15 protein-coding genes are annotated in these 16,858 nt (G+C 67.9%); 10 read left to right on the top strand and 5 right to left on the bottom strand.

The genetic code is table 11. The annotated features are described in order from the left end of the window. The first annotated feature begins 42 nt into the window (after positions 1–42). The 7 genes from serS (at position 43) to IQ782_RS02030 (ending at position 7,719) form a co-directional block, all read left to right on the top strand. Positions 43–1,335, top strand: coding sequence for a serine--tRNA ligase (gene serS / locus IQ782_RS02060; protein WP_194132936.1), 1,293 nt, complete (start codon positions 43–45; stop codon positions 1,333–1,335). Position 1,336: 1 nt separating this feature from the next. Then, positions 1,337–2,038 (top strand): hypothetical protein, encoded by a 702-nt coding sequence (locus IQ782_RS02055; RefSeq protein ID WP_194132935.1) that lies wholly within the window; start codon positions 1,337–1,339, stop codon positions 2,036–2,038. Between the two features lie 1,352 nt (positions 2,039–3,390). After that, complete coding sequence (gene purB / locus IQ782_RS02050; protein WP_194132934.1) at positions 3,391–4,698, top strand: adenylosuccinate lyase; 1,308 nt, start codon at positions 3,391–3,393, stop codon at positions 4,696–4,698. A 180-nt stretch (positions 4,699–4,878) separates the two neighbouring features. Continuing rightward, positions 4,879–5,034 (top strand): adenylosuccinate lyase, encoded by a 156-nt coding sequence (locus IQ782_RS02045; RefSeq protein ID WP_194132933.1) that lies wholly within the window; start codon positions 4,879–4,881, stop codon positions 5,032–5,034. Positions 5,035–5,218: 184 nt separating this feature from the next. Beyond that, positions 5,219–6,268 (top strand): flagellar motor switch protein FliG, encoded by a 1,050-nt coding sequence (locus IQ782_RS02040; protein ID WP_194132932.1) that lies wholly within the window; start codon positions 5,219–5,221, stop codon positions 6,266–6,268. A gap of 117 nt (positions 6,269–6,385) precedes the next feature. Further along, the gene (locus IQ782_RS02035; RefSeq protein ID WP_194133202.1) at positions 6,386–7,285 is read left to right on the top strand and encodes a lysophospholipid acyltransferase family protein; all 900 of its coding nucleotides are present in this window, start codon (positions 6,386–6,388) and stop codon (positions 7,283–7,285) included. An 86-nt stretch (positions 7,286–7,371) separates the two neighbouring features. Beyond that, on the top strand, positions 7,372–7,719 hold the full coding sequence (locus IQ782_RS02030; protein WP_194132931.1) for a hypothetical protein: 348 nt from the start codon (positions 7,372–7,374) through the stop codon (positions 7,717–7,719). 42 nt (positions 7,720–7,761) lie between these two features. Here the strand turns inward: IQ782_RS02030 and IQ782_RS02025 are convergent, their stop codons facing one another. Then, positions 7,762–8,469, bottom strand: a complete 708-nt coding sequence (locus IQ782_RS02025; protein WP_194132930.1) for a DUF1223 domain-containing protein — start codon at positions 8,467–8,469, stop codon at positions 7,762–7,764. Positions 8,470–8,685: 216 nt separating this feature from the next. On the opposite strand from IQ782_RS02025, the gene acnA reads away from it, so the two are divergent. After that, positions 8,686–11,454 carry an aconitate hydratase AcnA gene (gene acnA / locus IQ782_RS02020; protein ID WP_194132929.1) on the top strand — a complete coding sequence of 923 codons (2,769 nt, stop codon included), beginning with the start codon at positions 8,686–8,688 and terminating at the stop codon, positions 11,452–11,454. A 305-nt stretch (positions 11,455–11,759) separates the two neighbouring features. Continuing rightward, a complete protein-coding gene (locus IQ782_RS30140; protein ID WP_277347826.1) occupies positions 11,760–11,894 on the top strand; it encodes a hypothetical protein in 135 nt (44 codons plus the stop codon). A gap of 97 nt (positions 11,895–11,991) precedes the next feature. Here the strand turns inward: IQ782_RS30140 and IQ782_RS02015 are convergent, their stop codons facing one another. The 4 genes from IQ782_RS02015 to IQ782_RS02000 form a co-directional block, all read right to left on the bottom strand. Next, positions 11,992–12,423 (bottom strand): PACE efflux transporter, encoded by a 432-nt coding sequence (locus IQ782_RS02015; protein WP_194132928.1) that lies wholly within the window; start codon positions 12,421–12,423, stop codon positions 11,992–11,994. Positions 12,424–12,585: 162 nt separating this feature from the next. Beyond that, on the bottom strand, positions 12,586–13,614 hold the full coding sequence (locus IQ782_RS02010) for an LLM class flavin-dependent oxidoreductase (RefSeq protein ID WP_194132927.1): 1,029 nt from the start codon (positions 13,612–13,614) through the stop codon (positions 12,586–12,588). 101 nt (positions 13,615–13,715) lie between these two features. Further along, positions 13,716–15,047, bottom strand: coding sequence for an ATP-binding protein (locus IQ782_RS02005; RefSeq protein WP_338092533.1), 1,332 nt, complete (start codon positions 15,045–15,047; stop codon positions 13,716–13,718). Between the two features lie 5 nt (positions 15,048–15,052). Beyond that, positions 15,053–15,715, bottom strand: coding sequence for a response regulator (locus IQ782_RS02000; protein ID WP_194132926.1), 663 nt, complete (start codon positions 15,713–15,715; stop codon positions 15,053–15,055). 296 nt (positions 15,716–16,011) lie between these two features. Here IQ782_RS02000 and IQ782_RS01995 point away from each other — a divergent pair, with 296 nt between their 5' ends. Continuing rightward, positions 16,012–16,761: a L,D-transpeptidase gene (locus IQ782_RS01995; RefSeq protein WP_194132925.1), complete on the top strand. Its 750-nt coding sequence runs from the start codon at positions 16,012–16,014 to the stop codon at positions 16,759–16,761. Positions 16,762–16,858 lie beyond the last annotated feature (97 nt).

Here is a 16,858-nt window from a genome sequence, read left to right as displayed (position 1 = left end):
GGGCATAACCCGCGCGAGTCGCAGACAAAGAGGACGAGACCGATGCACGACATCCGCGCCATTCGCGAAAACCCCGCCGCCTTCGACGCGGCGCTCTCGCGCCGGGGCGTCGAGTCGGCCTCGGCCCCCGTTCTCGCCCTCGACGAGGAGCGCCGCACCGCGATCCACGCCGCCGAAACCGCCCAGGCCGCGCAGAACGCCGCCTCCAAGGATGTCGGCAAGGCCAAGGCCAGCGGCGACGAGGCCGAGTTCGAGCGCCTGCGCGCGCTGGTCGCCGAGAAGAAGGCCGAGGTCGCCGAGATGCAGGCCCGGGCCAAGGAGCTCGACGCCCAGCTCACCGACATGCTGATGGGCATCCCCAACCTGCCCTTCGAGGACACGCCGGACGGCGCGGACGAGACCGAGAACGTCGAGATCCGCCGCTGGGGCGAACCGAAGAGCTTCGACTTCACCCCGAAGGAGCATTACGAGCTGCCGGCCGCGCTCCCCGGCATGGACTTCGAGACCGCGGCCAAGCTTTCCGGCTCGCGCTTCGTGGTGCTCTCGGGCGCGGTGGCCCGCGTGCACCGCGCGCTGGCGCAGTTCATGCTCGACACCCATGTCGAGGAGAACGGCCTGTCGGAGACCTGGACCCCGGTGCTTGTGCTCGACGAGATGATGTACGGCACCGGCCAGCTGCCGAAGTTCGGCGAGGACAGCTACCAGACCCGCGAGGGCTGGTGGCTGGTGCCCACCGCCGAGGTGACGCTGACCAACATGGTCAACGGCCTGACCGTCGAGGAAGGCAGCCTGCCGCGCCGCTACGTGGCGCACACCCAGTGCTTCCGCTCCGAGGCGGGCTCGGCCGGCCGCGACACCGCGGGCATGCTGCGCCAGCACCAGTTCGAGAAGGTCGAGATGGTCTCGATCACCCACCCGGAAAAGAGCCGCGAGGAACTCGACCGGATGACCGGATGCGCCGAGGGCATCCTCGAAAAGCTCGGCCTGCCCTATCGCACCATGGCGCTCTGCACCGGCGACATGGGCTTCGGCGCGCGCCGCACGCATGACCTCGAAGTCTGGCTGCCCGGCCAGAACCAGTACCGCGAGATCAGCTCGGTCTCGGTCTGCGGGGATTTCCAGGCGCGCCGGATGAACGCCCGCTTCAAGCCTGCGGAAGGCGGCAAGCCCGAGTTCCTGCACACGCTGAACGGCTCGGGCCTCGCGGTCGGGCGCTGCCTGATCGCCGTGCTGGAGAACGGCCAGCAGGCGGATGGCTCGGTCGATCTGCCCGAGGCGCTGCATCCCTGGCTGCGCGGCAAGACCCGCATCGCCGCCGACGGCACGCTGGTCTGAGATGTTCTGGGTCCGGCCGCTCTTGCTCTTCATCGCGGCGCTGGCCTTCGCCGCCTCGCCACTGGTGTTTCCCGGATTCAACGGCTTCGCGCCGGATGCCTTTCCCGTTGCGCAGATCGACCCGCCGGTGCAACCGGCGGGCTATGCCTTCGCGATCTGGGGGCTGATCTACCTCTGGCTGATCGCAGGGACCGGCTTCGGGCTGTTCCGCCGCTCCGACGATTACGACTGGATGGATCACCGCGAGCCGCTGATTGTCAGCCTGGCGGTTGGCATCTTCTGGCTGCCGGTGGCGCAGGTCTCGCCGCTGGCCTCCACCGCGATGATCTGGGTCATGCTGGTCACCGCGCTGCTCGCGCTGTTCCGCGCCGGCGACATGGACCGTTGGTGGCAGATCGCCCCGATTGCGGTCTACGCCGGCTGGCTCACCGCCGCCTCCTGCGTTTCGATCGGGCTGCTGCTGGCCGGCTACGGGGTGCTGCCGGAAACTCCGGCTGCGCTGGTGGCGCTGGCAGTGGCGTTGGTCATCTCCGTCACCGCGCAATACCGGCTGCACCGTGCGCCGCTCTACGGCATCACGGTGATCTGGGCATTGATCGGCGTGATCGTCGCCAATGCCAGCCCGCTGAATTTCGCGGTTGCCGGACTGGCGGCAGCGGGCATCGTCGCCATTCTCGCGCTGCGCGGCACCGATACAGAATAGCCCCGCGATCCGAAGGCACGCCCGGCGCCGCCGCCGGACCGCCTCCGGCGGGCGTATTTTTCAAAGAGAAGAAGCAGGGGGTGGCGCACCATTTCCTGCTTCTTCTCTTTTGAAATACGCAAAATCTGCGCGCCGAGATTTAGAGGAGGACGCGGACGAAATTCCGATACCTTGGCCCGCTGCCGGTTTCGTGGACGCCAGTATCGGTTTTCACCCGGAACTGAGGCAGGAGTGCCGCCAATTCCCTTCGAGATCTGACCCATGTGCCCCTCGCCGCGACGCAGCTTGTGGCGGGGGACCACGGAGTGATCCACATGGGAGTTTTGAACGTCATCCGCCGCGTGGCTGGAGACGGAAGCGCAAAGTCACGCAAGCAGCGCCGACCCCGGAAGCGGTTGCATCGCGATCTTGCGGCGCGCGGCGACGCGGGGTCCTGGAACCGGGCCGCCGCCTTCGCCCGAAAATGGCGGGGTGAGCGCCGACGTGAGCAGCAGGCCACGGAACGTGGTGTCTCTCCTCGGCGTTCCGGCCGGGGGAAGCGCTCCAGGTCGACGGGAGCGAGGCCCACGCGGTGCTTGACAGAGAGCGCACGAGGCTTCGGGTCGCGCATATCAAGGTGGCTCACAGCCGCTTGATCCTCGTCCGGGCCTGTTTGCTGGAGCCGGGGCTTCGCCCGCGCGAGGCTGGAGTGATCCACTGGATCTATCCCGTCTCGTCTGTCACCCCACGAGATGCCGGTCGATGCGCATTGGTGCGGCTCCCACGTCCTTGGCAGCGTTCCGGAGCGTGGGATCTACGATATCGGGAATCGTCGGCCATTGGGACAGAGGCAACGGACGCGAAGACGGCGGTGGACAGGATTGGCCGTGGCAAAGAGTGTGAGGTGCACCCGCGACCGCCCAACCCGGTGCCGCCATATTCTCGGAACCCGACATGACCGCTTCCAGGACGGCGCGGCGGCGGCACCTCGGGAAAAGAGAGGTGCGCCATGTCTTGAGCCAGACATGATCCGCTCCGCAGAGTCCAAGATGGCCCACGTCCCGATGGAAAGCCCAAGTTGGTTCCGGGTGGAAGTCACCAGTGCATCCTCGTCACGGTTGGCGCCAAGCTCGGCAGGTTGTCCGGCCATGGGGACCACCGCTGTGTTCGGAATATCACGGCCACAGTGTTCTGCATGACCTGTGTGTCCCGCATCGATCCTCGCGGAGACCGCCGATCGCTCCAGCTTTGCTCCGGCCCCGCCCTGTCGTGCTGCCCCTTGCCGTCTGCCGCCGCCCTCACCGCCCTTGCCGCCGCGCCACTTCCGCCCTATGACGCCCGCGTCTGCCACGCATGAGACGGAAGGTTAGCCGATGATCCCCCGCTACGCCCGCCCCGAGATGACCGCCATCTGGGAACCTGCCACCAAGTTCCGCATCTGGTACGAGATCGAGGCGCATGCCTGCGACGCCATGGCCGCGATCGGGGTGATCCCGAAGGAGAACGCCGAGGCCGTCTGGAAGGCCAAGGACGTGGAATTCGACGTCGCCCGCATCGACGAGATCGAAGCCGTCACCAAGCATGACGTCATCGCCTTCCTGACCCACCTCGCCGAGCATGTGGGCTCCGAGGAAGCGCGCTTCGTGCACCAGGGCATGACCTCTTCGGACGTGCTCGACACCTGCCTCAACGTGCAGCTGGTGCGCGCCGCCGACATCCTGCTCGAGGGCATGGACAAGGTGCTGGCCGCGCTGAAGAAGCGCGCCTTCGAGCACAAGATGACCGTCCGCGTCGGCCGCTCGCACGGCATCCACGCCGAGCCGACCACCATGGGTCTGACCTTCGCGCGTTTCTACGCCGAGATGGACCGCAACAAGAACCGCCTCGAGAAGGCCAAATACGAGATCGCCACCGGCGCGATCTCTGGCGCCGTCGGCACTTTCGCCAACATCGACCCGGCGGTTGAAGAACACGTCTGCGAGAAGCTGGGGCTGCGCCCCGAGCCGATCAGCACCCAGGTGATCCCGCGCGACCGCCACGCGATGTTCTTCGCCACGCTCGGCGTCATCGCTTCCTCGATCGAGAACGTCGCGATCGAGATCCGCCACATGCAGCGCACCGAGGTTCTGGAAGGCGCCGAGTTCTTCTCGATGGGCCAGAAGGGCTCGTCGGCGATGCCGCACAAGAAGAACCCGGTGCTGACCGAGAACCTCACCGGCCTCGCCCGCCTCGTGCGGATGACGGTGATCCCGGCGATGGAGAACGTCGCCCTCTGGCACGAGCGTGACATTTCGCACAGCTCGGTCGAGCGCGGCATCGGCCCGGACGCCACGATCACCCTCGACTTCGCGCTGAACCGCCTCGCCGGCGTGGTCGACAAGATGATCATCTACCCGCAGAACATGCTCGACAACATGAACAAGTTCCCGGGCCTGGTGATGTCGCAGCGCGTGCTGCTGGCGCTGACCCAGGCGGGCGTGTCGCGGGAAGATGCCTACGCAATGGTGCAGCGCAACGCCCTGAAGGTCTGGGAAGAGCGCGTCGACTTCCGCGAGCAGCTGCTGGCGGACGAGGAGGTGGTCAAGGCGCTTGGCGTCGAGCAGATCAACGAGAAGTTCGACATGGGCTATCACACCAAGCACGTCGACACGATCTTCCGCCGGGTGTTCGGCGAGAGCTGACGCCGCAGGGGGCTTTGCCCCCGCCCGCGCGGCGCGCGGGCTCCCCCAGGGATATTTGGGCCTAGAAGAAGGGGCCGGCGCGGCGCTCGCGGGAAGGTGAGCCGGGGCGCCGGCCCCTTTTGTTTTGGTGCGGGCAGCGCGCCGTGCTAGGCTGACGGACGTCGAGACGGAGGACGACGCATGACGATCAAGACATTGTTGACCGCTGCGGCCCTCGTGGCCGCCCCGCTCGTTGCCTGGGCGGAATGCGGCTCTCACAGCGAGGCCAAGATGACCTGCGCCGCCGGGTCGGAATATGATTCCACGTCCGGCACCTGCAAGGCCGTCTCGGGCTGACACCCCGCGGCAGCGCCGCAGATCACGCGAAGGGGCGGCCGGGACCGGCTGCCCTTTTTTGCGGCGCGCGTCTGCCGCGCTTCGGGCAGACCGGGGCGGTGGACGATGTTTCCGCTGGCGGGATGAGAGATCGTTAACCTCGCTGCACTAGGTCTGGAGGCTGCAAGAGCCCGGACCCGCCGCCATGTCGCATCTGCCATCGCTCTCCGATCTCGCGCCCGAGGGCGGGCGTGCGCCGCTGTCGCGACGCGCCAAGGCGGCGATCATCGTGCAGTTCCTTCTCAACGAGGGGACCGACGTGCCGCTCTCGGCGCTGCCAGAGGACCTTCAGGCCGAGCTGACGCTGCAACTGGGCCGCATGCGCTACATCGACCGCGCCACGCTGAATGCGGTGGTCGAGGAATTCTCCGAAGAGCTGGACGGCGTCGGCCTGTCCTTTCCCGGCGACATGGCCGGGGCGCTTTCGGCGCTCGAGGGCAAGATCAGCGCCCGCACCGCGGCGCGGCTGCGCAAGGAAGCGGGCGTGCGCCAGAGCGGCGATCCCTGGGAACGGATCGGCGCCCTGCCCGAAGAGCGCATCGCCGCCATCGCCGGTGCCGAGGCCATCGAGGTGGCGGCCGTCATGCTGTCGAAGATCAACACCGCCAAGGCGGCCGCCGTGCTGGCGCAGCTGCCGGGCGACCGCGCCCGGCGCATCACCTACGCCGTGTCGATGACCGCCGGCATCTCGCCCGAGGCGGTGGACCGGATCGGCCTCAGTCTCGCGGCACAGCTCGACGCCGAGCCGCCCAGGGCCTTTGCCAAGCGGGCCGACGAGCGCGTGGGCGCGATTCTCAACCATGCCGCCTCGGCCAAGCGCGACGAGGTGCTCGAAGGGCTCGAGGAGACCGACAAGGACTTCGCCGAGGCGGTGCGCCGCGCCATCTTCACCTTCGCCGACATCCCCGCGCGTCTGCGCAAACAGGACGTACCGAAGATCACCCGCGACGTGCCGCCCGAACAGCTGACCGTGGCGATCGCCGCCGCCACCACCGAGACTGACCTGCCCGCGGCCGAGTACCTGCTCGAGAACATGTCGAAACGCATGGCCGCGGCGCTGCGCGAGGACGCGGCGGGGATGAGCGTCAAGGGCAAGAAGGGCGAAGCGGCGATGAACGCCGTGGTCAGCGCCATCCGCGAACTGGTCAGCGTTGGCGAGATCGAGTTGAAATCGGACGAGGAGGAGGACGAGTAAGCCCCGCGAACTTGTGCCCCGTGGCGGCTCGGACTACACCTGCCGGGCAGACCAGCGGAGCGGGATTTGACCAAGGGCACAACACAGACGGACAGCGCGGAGTCCTCCCGCGGCGGCATGGCGGACTTCCTGTCGGACAAGGCGTTGCGCGCGATGATCCGACTGGCGCTGCTGCTGCCTCCCGCTGCGCGCGGCAGTCTGATGGCCACCTTCATTTCGCGGCTGGTCGCGCCGCTGGCGGGATACACCCAGCGCACCCTGACCAATCTCGCCCATGTCTGGCCCGAGATGCCCGAGCCCGAGCGACGCCGGATCGCCCGCGAGGTGGCCCGCAACGCCGGCCGAACGATGATCGAGAATTACGACGTGCCGGGCTTGCTGGCGCGGATGAAGGACACGCCGGTCACCGGCGCCGGCGTCGCGGCGATCGAGGCGGCGCGGGCCGAGGGGCGCGCGATCCTCTTCGTCACCGGGCACTACGGCAACTTCGAGGCCCCCCGCGCCGCGCTGGTCGCCCGCGGCTGGCGCATCGGCGGGCTCTACCGCCCCATGGCCAACCCTTTCTTCAACGAACATTACGCCGCCAACATGCATGCGCTGAGCGATCCGGTCTTCGAACAGGGCCGGCGCGGCACCATGGGGTTGCTCAAGCACATCCGCAGCGGCGGCATGGGCGTGCTGCTTTTCGACGTCTACGACAGCGCGGGCGTGCCCATCGATTTTCTCGGCCAGCCCGCGCCCACGCTGACCTCCGCCGCCGAGATCGCGGTGAAGACCGGCGCGCTCTTCGTGCCGTTTTTCGGCATCCGCAAGCCCGACGGGGTGAATTTCGACGCGGTCTTCGAAGCGCCGATCCCGCATGGCGATCCGGTCGAGATGATGCGCGAGGTCACCCGCCGGCTCGAAGCGCGGATCGAGGCCGATCCGGGGCAATGGTTCTGGATCCACCGGCGCTGGAAGCCCAAACGCCAGCGCAAGCAGGCGGAGAAGCGCGCACGTCAGCAGGGCGAAGCCTGACGCCGAGGCGCGTCCTTGCTCTGCACCGCCGGCGACCGCTAGGCTGAGGCACTGCCTTTGTTCAGCAATTTTCGAGGACCTCTCACATGCTATTTCCCAGAACAGCATCCATTCTTGCTGCGATTGCGCTCGTCTCGGCCTGCGACGAAACCGCCAGCCCCACCGCCGGCACCCCGATGGCCCCGGCTCCGGGCGCGCCGCCCTTCATCGAGACCATGGCCCCCGAGGTGAGCAACGCCGCGGTCTCTTCCTGCCAGACGGCGCTGGCGGCACAAACCAGCGGCGGCGTCACCGTCGTCGGCAGCGAGACATCGGAAGCCGCCACCGCGATCTACATGCGCGTCGGCGCAAATGGCGCGCCCTGGCGCTGCCTCGTCGCAGCGGACGGCAGCGGGCCGGAGGTGATGTTCATGGGAGACGAGGGCGCGGCCTGAGCGCATGACGGCGTGGCCCCGGGGCCACGCCACCTGCGCAGGTCAGTTGCGCCAGCGCGCGGCGGCGAGGATCGGGCCGAAGGGCGGTTCCTGAAGCAGCACCACCGCCGGGTCGTCCCCCTCGAGCGGCACCGAGGTCTCGTAGGCGCCCTGCCCGTCCCAGCTGCCGATGACCCGCCAGCCGTGCGCGATGTTGGTATAGGTCATCTCGAGCCCGGCATTCTCGCCGTCCTCGATGTCGACCATCTTCTCCGGCGCGTAGCGCACCAGATGCACCACGGTCTCTGGCGGCAGCTTTGCCAGCGGCTCGGCGCGGATCACCAGCGTGTCGCCGTCACGGGCGAGCAGCAGTTTGACCGGCGCGGGATGTTCGGCGGCCGCTCGAATCGCGTCGACCACCTTCATCGGGCGCGAGCCGACCACGTCGTACCGCCCTGCGACGATCATCTGGGGCGTGTAGAGCGAGCGGCGTCCGGCGGCGCGGGCGTAGCCCTTCTGGCGCTGGGTGAAGGCAGGATCGGCGAATTCGTCCTTCCAGCCGATGTAGTCCCAGTAGTCCACGTGCAGCGCCAGCGGGATGACATCCTCGCGCGCACTCAGCTCCGACAGCACCGCGTCGGCGGGCGGACAGGCGGCGCAGCCTTGCGACGTGAAAAGCTCGACAAGGATCGGATTGTCCTGCTGTGCCTGTGCCATGCTGCCCGCAAGCAGCACGGCCATGGGTGCCATCCAAGTCGTGAGTCGGAACATCTGGCCAGTTTTCCCCGTAGCTCTGCCCTGTTTTGGGTACAAAACCCTCATTGAAATAACCAATCAAGGTTTTGCGAGAGGGGGTGAGGCAAGTTTTTCGGATACTGTATACCGTTGGATACAAAATCCGCCGCAAGAGACTTGATCCAACCCCTCCCCTGCGCCATCTACCCTGTAGCGACCCATTTTTCTCCACCTAACGAGAGGGAGCCAATCATGCCCATCACAGTTGGTCAGGACACGTCCAAGACGCGCAAGACGCTCGAGGTGAATGGCAAGACCATTGCCTATTACTCGATCCCCGCCGCAGAGGCCGCCGGTCTCGGCGATTTCGCCAAGCTTCCCGCCGCGCTCAAGGTGGTGCTTGAGAACATGCTCCGCTTCGAGGACGGCAAGACCGTCTCGGTGGAGGACATCAAGGCCTTCTCCGAATGGGGCAGGATGGGTGGCAAGAACCCGCGCGAGATCGCCTATCGTCCCGCCCGCGTGCTGATGCAGGATTTCACCGGCGTTCCGGCGGTGGTCGATCTTGCCGCGATGCGTGACGGCATCAAGGCCCTGGGGGGCGATCCGCAGAAGATCAACCCGCTGAACCCGGTCGATCTGGTCATCGACCACTCGGTGATGATCGACGAATTCGGCAACCCGCGCGCCTTCCAGATGAACGTCGACCGCGAGTACGAGCGCAACATCGAGCGCTACGAGTTCCTGAAGTGGGGTCAATCCGCCTTCAACAACTTCCGCGTGGTGCCGCCGGGCACCGGCATCTGCCATCAGGTGAACCTCGAATATCTCGCGCAGACCGTCTGGACCGACGTTGACCAGAGCGGCACTGAAGTCGCCTACCCCGACACGCTGGTCGGCACCGACAGCCACACCACGATGGTCAACGGCGCCGCGGTTCTGGGTTGGGGCGTGGGCGGCATCGAGGCCGAGGCCGCGATGCTCGGTCAGCCGATTTCCATGCTGATCCCCGAGGTCGTCGGCTTCAAGCTGACCGGCGAGATGGTCGAGGGTACCACCGGCACCGACCTCGTGCTCAAGGTCGTCGAGATGCTGCGCGCCAAGGGCGTGGTGAACAAGTTCGTCGAATTCTACGGCGACGGGCTCGACAAGCTGCCGCTGGCGCAGCGCGCCACCATTGCCAACATGGCGCCGGAGTATGGCGCCACCTGCGGCTTCTTCCCGATCGACGCCGAGACCCTGCGCTACCTCGAGCAGACCGGCCGCGACAAGGACCGCATCGCGCTGGTCGAGGCCTATGCCAAGGAGAACGGCTTCTGGCGCGGCTCCGGCTATGATCCGATCTACACCGACACGCTCGAGCTCGACATGGGCACCATCGTGCCCGCCATCTCGGGTCCGAAGCGTCCGCAGGACTACATCGCGCTCGACGCCGCCGCCCCCGCCTTCGCCAAGTTCGTCGAAGGCCAGCGCAACGGCAAGGCGACCGACCGCGCCGAGGCCCGCTGGGAGGCCGAGGGCGGTGCGCCCGAGCCGACCGACATCCCCGGCGACGTCGGCCACCACGCCAAGGGCTGGTACAAGACCGACGACGGCGCCTACCAGCTGCACGACGGCTCGATCGTGATCGCCTCGATCACCTCCTGCACCAACACTTCGAACCCCTACGTGATGATTGGTGCCGGTCTCGTCGCCCGCAAGGCGCGCGAACTGGGGCTGAACCGCAAACCCTGGGTGAAAACCTCGCTGGCGCCGGGCTCGCAGGTCGTGTCCGAATACCTCGAAGCCGCTGGGCTTCAGGAGGACCTCGACGCCGTAGGCTTCAACCTCGTCGGCTACGGCTGCACCACCTGCATCGGCAACTCCGGCCCTCTGGACGCGCCGATCTCGAAGGCGATCAACGACTACGACCTGATCGCCACATCGGTGCTTTCGGGCAACCGCAACTTCGAGGGCCGCATCTCGCCCGACGTGCGCGCCAACTACCTCGCCTCGCCGCCGCTGGTGGTGGCCTATGCGCTGGTCGGCGACATGAACGTCAACATCGCCGAGGACGTCATCGGCCAGGACAAGGACGGCAAAGACGTCTACCTGAAGGACATCTGGCCCTCGAACGCCGAGATCGCCGAGCTGGTCGAGAAGACCGTGACCCGCAAGGCCTTCCAGGAGAAATACGCCGACGTCTTCAAGGGCGACGAGAAGTGGCAGGGCGTGGAAGTGAAAGGCGGCGAGACCTACAGCTGGCCGCCGACCTCGACCTACGTGCAGAACCCGCCGTACTTCCAGGGCATGTCGAAAGAGCCGGGCGTGATCACCAACATCGAGGGCGCGCGCGTGCTCGCGGTGCTCGGCGACATGATCACCACCGACCACATCTCGCCCGCCGGCTCCTTCAAGGAGACCACGCCCGCCGGCCAGTACCTCGTCGAGCATCAGGTTCCGGTGCGCGAGTTCAACTCGTACGGCAGCCGCCGCGGCAACCACGAGGTGATGATGCGCGGCACCTTCGCCAACATCCGCATCAAGAACGAGATGCTCGACGGTGTCGAAGGCGGCTATACCAAGGGCCCCGACGGCGCGCAGACCTCGATCTACGAGGCCGCCATGGCCTACCAGGAGCAGGGCACCCCGCTGGTGATCTTCGGCGGCGAGCTTTACGGCGCCGGCTCCTCGCGGGACTGGGCGGCCAAGGGCACGGCGCTGCTGGGCGTCAAGGCGGTGATCGCCGAGAGCTTCGAGCGCATCCACCGCTCCAACCTCGTCGGCATGGGGGTCATCCCCTTCGAGTTCACCGGCGGCGACACCCGCAAGACGCTGGGGCTGACCGGCGAGGAAACGGTGAGCATCGAGGGCCTCGACAGCGTCACCCCGCTGGCCGAGGTGCCCTGCACCATCACCTTCAAGGACGGCGCGACCAAGAGCATCCAGCTCAAGTGCCGCATCGATACGGCGATCGAGAAGGAATACGTCGAGCACGGCGGCGTGCTTCACTACGTGCTGCGCGACCTCGCCGCATCCTGATCCTGCCGCTGTGCCGGGGCGCGCCCCGGCACAGCGCATCGAAAGCACCCCACCGCCCGGAGCCCCGCTCTGGGCGGTTTCGCGTTGTACTAGCGCAACGTCAGGCGCAAAGATGTGACATCATCGCCACGAAGTGCCGGAATATCGCGCATACGATGCGTCTTTGCGCAAAACTCTGCGCGCGCGTCGCATTCGCGACACCGGGTCGCCCGCAACCTGCTGTAAACTTCCTGCAAGCTCTCCATCTGAGGGGGCAGATCAGGGTGTGGGGCAACGACCCCGGCAAGACCCGGACGAGGCAGAAGATGAAACGCACGACCCTTATTCAGCTGGGGGCGCTTGTCGCCCTTGTTGTGTTCGGCGCCTATCACGGTGCGCGCGCGCAGCAGCCCGTCGCAGCGACGGTCTGCGCCGAAATCCCGGACGGCTGCGCGCTCTGACCCGCCGAGCGCGAGACCTGCCTGTCGCCGGGGGCTCCGCCCCCGCCGCGCGATGCGCGGCTCCCCCGGCGTATTTCAGAAGAGAAGAAGCGCGGCCTCAGCCGCGGGCGGCGGCACGCGCCGGCACCGGGAAGACCATGTCGTAGGCCCAGTTGAAGACGAAGGCGTAGACCAGGTAGAAGCCGGCGAAGCCCATATCCATGACCAGCGCCTGCGCGAGGCTCACGCCCAGTTCCCAGGCGATATAGGGCGCGAGCGCGAGCAGCAGCCCCAATTCGAAAAGCACCGCATGCACGACCCGCAGCCGCACGCTTTTCTGCGTGTGGCCGTGGCGGCGCTGCATCCACAGGTCGAAGAGCAGGTTGTAGACATAGTTCCACCCTGTTGCCACCGTGGCGCAGACCAGCGCGACGAGGCCGATCTCGTGCATCCCGCGGTCAAAGGCGAGCGCGCCGAGCGGCGTGACGAGGGCGAGACCGAGGATCTCGAAGCTGAGGGCGTGGCGAAGACGATCGGACCGGGTGCGCATGGCGCTCTCCTTGGCATCGGGCCGTCCCGTCTGCTGTCCCGATATGGGGGAGGTCGTCCTCTCTCGGCCCGCAGACCTACCGCCTCCGGCGTCGCAAATCAAGCGCGCCGGGGGCATGGCGCGGTTGCGCCGGGGGCATGTCGCACCCCGGCGCGGGCCGGATCAGCCGGCCTTGCGCAGCTCGGGTGCCACCTTGGTTCCCAGCACCTCGATCGCCCTGAGCATCTCGGGGTGATCGATCACCCCGATGGCCATCTGGATGGTCACCCGGTCAAAGCCGAGGTCCTCGCGCAGGCCGAGGATCTTGTCCACCAGCTGCGCCGGGCTGCCGACGAACATCGCGCCTTCGGGGCCCATGCTCTCGTCGTATTGCGCGCGGCTCTGCGGCGGCCAGCCGCGTTCGCGGCCGAGCTGGTCCATCACCTGCTTCTGCGCCGGGAAGAAGAGATCCGCCGCTGTCTTGCTGTCTTCGGCGACGAAGCCGTGCACATTGAGCGAGACCCGTGCCACATCGGCGTGGCCGGTCTGCGCGGCGGCCTTGCGGTAGAGATCGGCCAGCGGGGCGAAGCGGCGCGGCTGCCCGCCGATGATCGCCAGCGCCAGCGGCGCCCCCAGCGCGCCGGCCCGCACCATGCTCTGCGGCGTGCCGCCCGCGGCGATCCAGATCGGCAGCTTGTCCTGCGCCGCGCGCGGATAGACCCCGAGGCCGTCAACCCTGGGCGTATGCGCGCTGCCGGGCCAGGTCAGCCGCTCCTGGTCGTTGATCGCCAGCAGCATCTGCAGCTTCTCCTCGAACAGCGCGTTGTAGTCGTCGAGATCGTGGCCGAAGAGCGGGAAGCTCTCGATGAAGCTGCCGCGGCCCACCATGATCTCGGCGCGGCCGCCGGTCAGATTGTCGAGGGTCGCGAACTGCTGGTAGACGCGGATCGGATCGTCCGAGCTGAGCACCGTCACAGCCGAGCTGAGCTTGATGCGCCTTGTCGTGCGTGCGGCCCCGGCCAGCACCGTCGCGGGCGAGGAAATGGCATAGTTCGGTCGGTGGTGCTCGCCGAGGCCGAAGACATCGAGTCCGACCTGATCGGCCAGTTCGATCTCTTCCATCAGGTCGCGCAGGCGCTTGCCCGCGTCGACCTTCTCGCCGGTGACCGGGTTCGTGCCCACGTCGCCAAATGTGTAAAGTCCGAGTTCCATTGCACTCTCCTTGCGTTGGCGCAGAAGGTAGGGTGCGGGCGCGCCGCGCAACAGCCCCCATGGCGTGACGCGGCGCACAGCCGATGTGCAGGGATCCGGGGTCAGCCCGGCCCCGGCAGGTGCAGCTCGGCACGCTGGCCCTGCCCCGCGCTCGCCGGCAGCTCGAGCCGGCCGCCGAGGCGCTCCATGGCGGCACGGGCAATGGCAAGACCGAGCCCGCTGCCATCCCCGCCCTGCGCGCCGCGCACGAAACGCTCGCAGGCGCGCGCGCGCAGCGCTTCGGGGATGCCTGGCCCCGCGTCCTGCACCGTCAGCACGGCGGCGTCTTGCGAGACCCGCACGCTGCCCCCCTCGGGCGAGGCCTGCACGGCATTTTCGACGAGGTTGCGCAGCGCGGCGTGCAGCAGGAAGGCGCTGGCCGGCAGCGCCAGCTCGACGCCCTGCGGCACTTCGGACCTCAGGGTGACACCGCGCGCCTCGGCCAGCGGCGCAAGATCGGTGCAGATCTCTGCGCAGAGCTCTCCGAGGTCGAGGCGATCCGCGGCCGCCCCCTCGCGCTCGACCGCGGAGAGTTCGAGCAGTTGCCGCACCAGCCGGTCGGTGCGATCCACCGAGCGTTCGATATTGTGCAGAGCGCGGGCGCGCGTGGCCGCGTCGGGCGCGATGCGGGCGATCTGCGCCTGGGTGCGCAGCCCGGCGAGCGGCGTTTTCAACTCGTGGGCGGCAAATGCGGTGAAATCGCGCTCGGTCTCGCGCGCCGCGGCAAGCCGCGAGAAAAGCCCGTCGAGCGCGCCGCGCATCGGGCGCATCTCGGCCGGGACCGGACCCGCGGGCAGCGGCGCGAGATCGGAGGGGCTGCGCAGCCGCAGCGCCTCTGCCAGCCGATGCATCGGGGCCAGCCCCTGGCCGAGGCTCACCCAGATCGCCGCGGCCAGCAGCGGCAGGATCAGCGCCATCGGCAGCAGCAGCCCCTCGATCACCCCGGCGACCAGCCGGTTGCGCACGCCCAGGCTGTCGCCGACCATGACCCGCACGCCAAGCGCGCGGTTCTCGACGGTGTAGACGCGCCAGGTTTCGCCGCCCACCGTGCTCTCCGAGTAGCCGGTCCCGGCCGAGCCGGTAAGCTGCGTGTCCGGCGCGCCCTCGGACTGGCCGACCAGCGTGCCCTGCAGCGACCAGATCTGGCAGGAGAGCTGATGCGCGTAATCGTGGTGCGGATCGAGCGGAATGGCTACCGGCGCGCCCTCTCCGGCCATGGCGATGCGCCGGTCCTCGAGCAGCGAGGAGACCATGTTCGCCGCCTCGGCGAGCCGGGCGTCCAGCACCTTGGTCACCTGCGCGCGCGTCGAATGCTCGATCCACATCACCGCCGAGAACCAGATCGCCCCGGTCGCCAGCGCGAGGATCAGGAAGAGGCGCAGGCGCAGCGACACGGCGTTCAGCCCTCGGCCGCGACGCGGTAGCCAAGACCCCGCACCGTCTCGATGAAACCGCGGCCGAGCTTGGCGCGCAGGTGGTGGACATGGACCTCGACGGCGTTGCTCTCGATCTCCTCCTGCCAGCCGTAGAGCCGCTCTTCGAGTGCGGGCTTGGACAGGATTTGCCCCGGACGCTCCATCAGCGCGTGCAGCACGGCGAACTCGCGGCGCGAGAAGGCGAGCGGCACGCCGTTGACCTGACCGCGCATCCGTGCCGGGTCGAGCTCGAGCCCGTTCCAGCGCAGCACCGCCGTGGCGCGGCCCTCGGCGCGGCGCAGGATGGCGCGCAGCCGCGCCGCCAGCTCGTGCAGGTCGAAGGGCTTGCCAAGGTGGTCATCCGCCCCGGCATCGAGCCCCTCGATCCGGTCGCGCACCTGGTCGCGGGCGGTGAGCAGCAGCACCGGCAGGTCGGACCCGCTCCGGCGGATTTCCGACAGCAGCTCAAGCCCCGAGCCGTCGGGCAGCATGACGTCGAGCACCACGCCGGCGAACTCCGAGCCCGCCAGCGCCGCGCGCGCGTCGCCCAGCGTGGCGACGGGATCGACGGTAAAGCCCGACAGGCCCAGCCCAACCGAGAGTCCCTCGGAAAGCACAGGGTCATCCTCGACGATCAAGATGCGCATGAAACCTCCTTGCGCGCGGGGGCATGGCTGGTCAACCTTAAGACCTACTTAAGTACCAAGTTCTAGTCGCCCCGGATGACCCAGCATCGATTTCAACGACCCGCGCCCTGTCGCGCCCCCGGTGGCGCGCGGGCCGCTGTTGCCTTGCGGGCACAACCGCCGACGCGACGGCGGACAAGCGCTCATGCCGCACTACCTCTGCCCCAGCGACGTGACACCCGGCCATGGCCGCGCCACACGCATCCCCGTGCGCAGACGCACTGCGCCCCAACACACAAGAGCAACGGAACCGCCAGATGACAGATTTCCTCCGCCCCGGACACCTCTCACGCCGTCTCCCCCTCGCTGCGCTCTCGCTGGCGTTGGCCGGGCTGCTTTCGGCCTGTGCCAGCACCGCGACCATGCCACCCAACACGCCCGCCGCGATCTCGGACGAGACGCGGATGATGTATGCCGAGGTCCAGGACGGTGACATCACCATCCCGGCGATCGAGGACAAGTATCTCACCGAAGAGAAGAAGCGCCAGGTCGTCGATTACTACACGAGCGAACGGCCCGGCACGATCATCGTCGATCCCGCCGCGCGCTGGCTCTACCAGGTCCAGGAAAACAACAAGGCGATGCGCTACTCGGTCGCCGTTGGCGCCGAAGGGCTGGCCTTCTCGGGCAACGCCAATATCGCGGTGAAGCGGGAATGGCCGCGCTGGACGCCGACGGCCAACATGATCCGCCGCGATCCCGAGACCTACAAGCCGGTGGCCAGCGGCCTGCCGGGCGGGCTCGAAAACCCGCTGGGGGCACGGGCGCTCTACCTCTACAAGGGCGGACGCGACACGCTGTACCGCATCCATGGCACCCCCTCGCCCTGGACCGTCGGCCATGCCACCTCCTCTGGCTGCATCCGCATGTTCAACCAGGATTCGCTCTATCTCTATGACACCACGCCCAAGGGCACCAAGGTGGTGGTCCTGCCCAAGGATCGCTCCGGCGAAGGCACGCTGACACCCGCCGCGGTGACCGAGCCGACCACCGACGGCAGCGCCTGATCCCCACGCGCCCGGCACGCCGCATCGCATTCGCGTGATCGGCGGCGCGCCGGGCCAATTCTTAAGCTTCGGTTAAGCCGAGGCCGGTCTCAAGCGG

The sequence above is a fragment of the Salipiger mangrovisoli genome (genome assembly GCF_015223355.1).
Lineage (GTDB): Bacteria > Pseudomonadota > Alphaproteobacteria > Rhodobacterales > Rhodobacteraceae > Salipiger > Salipiger mangrovisoli.
Note: the sequence above shows the minus strand (reverse complement) of the source record. Positions and strands in the feature narration are given on the sequence as shown.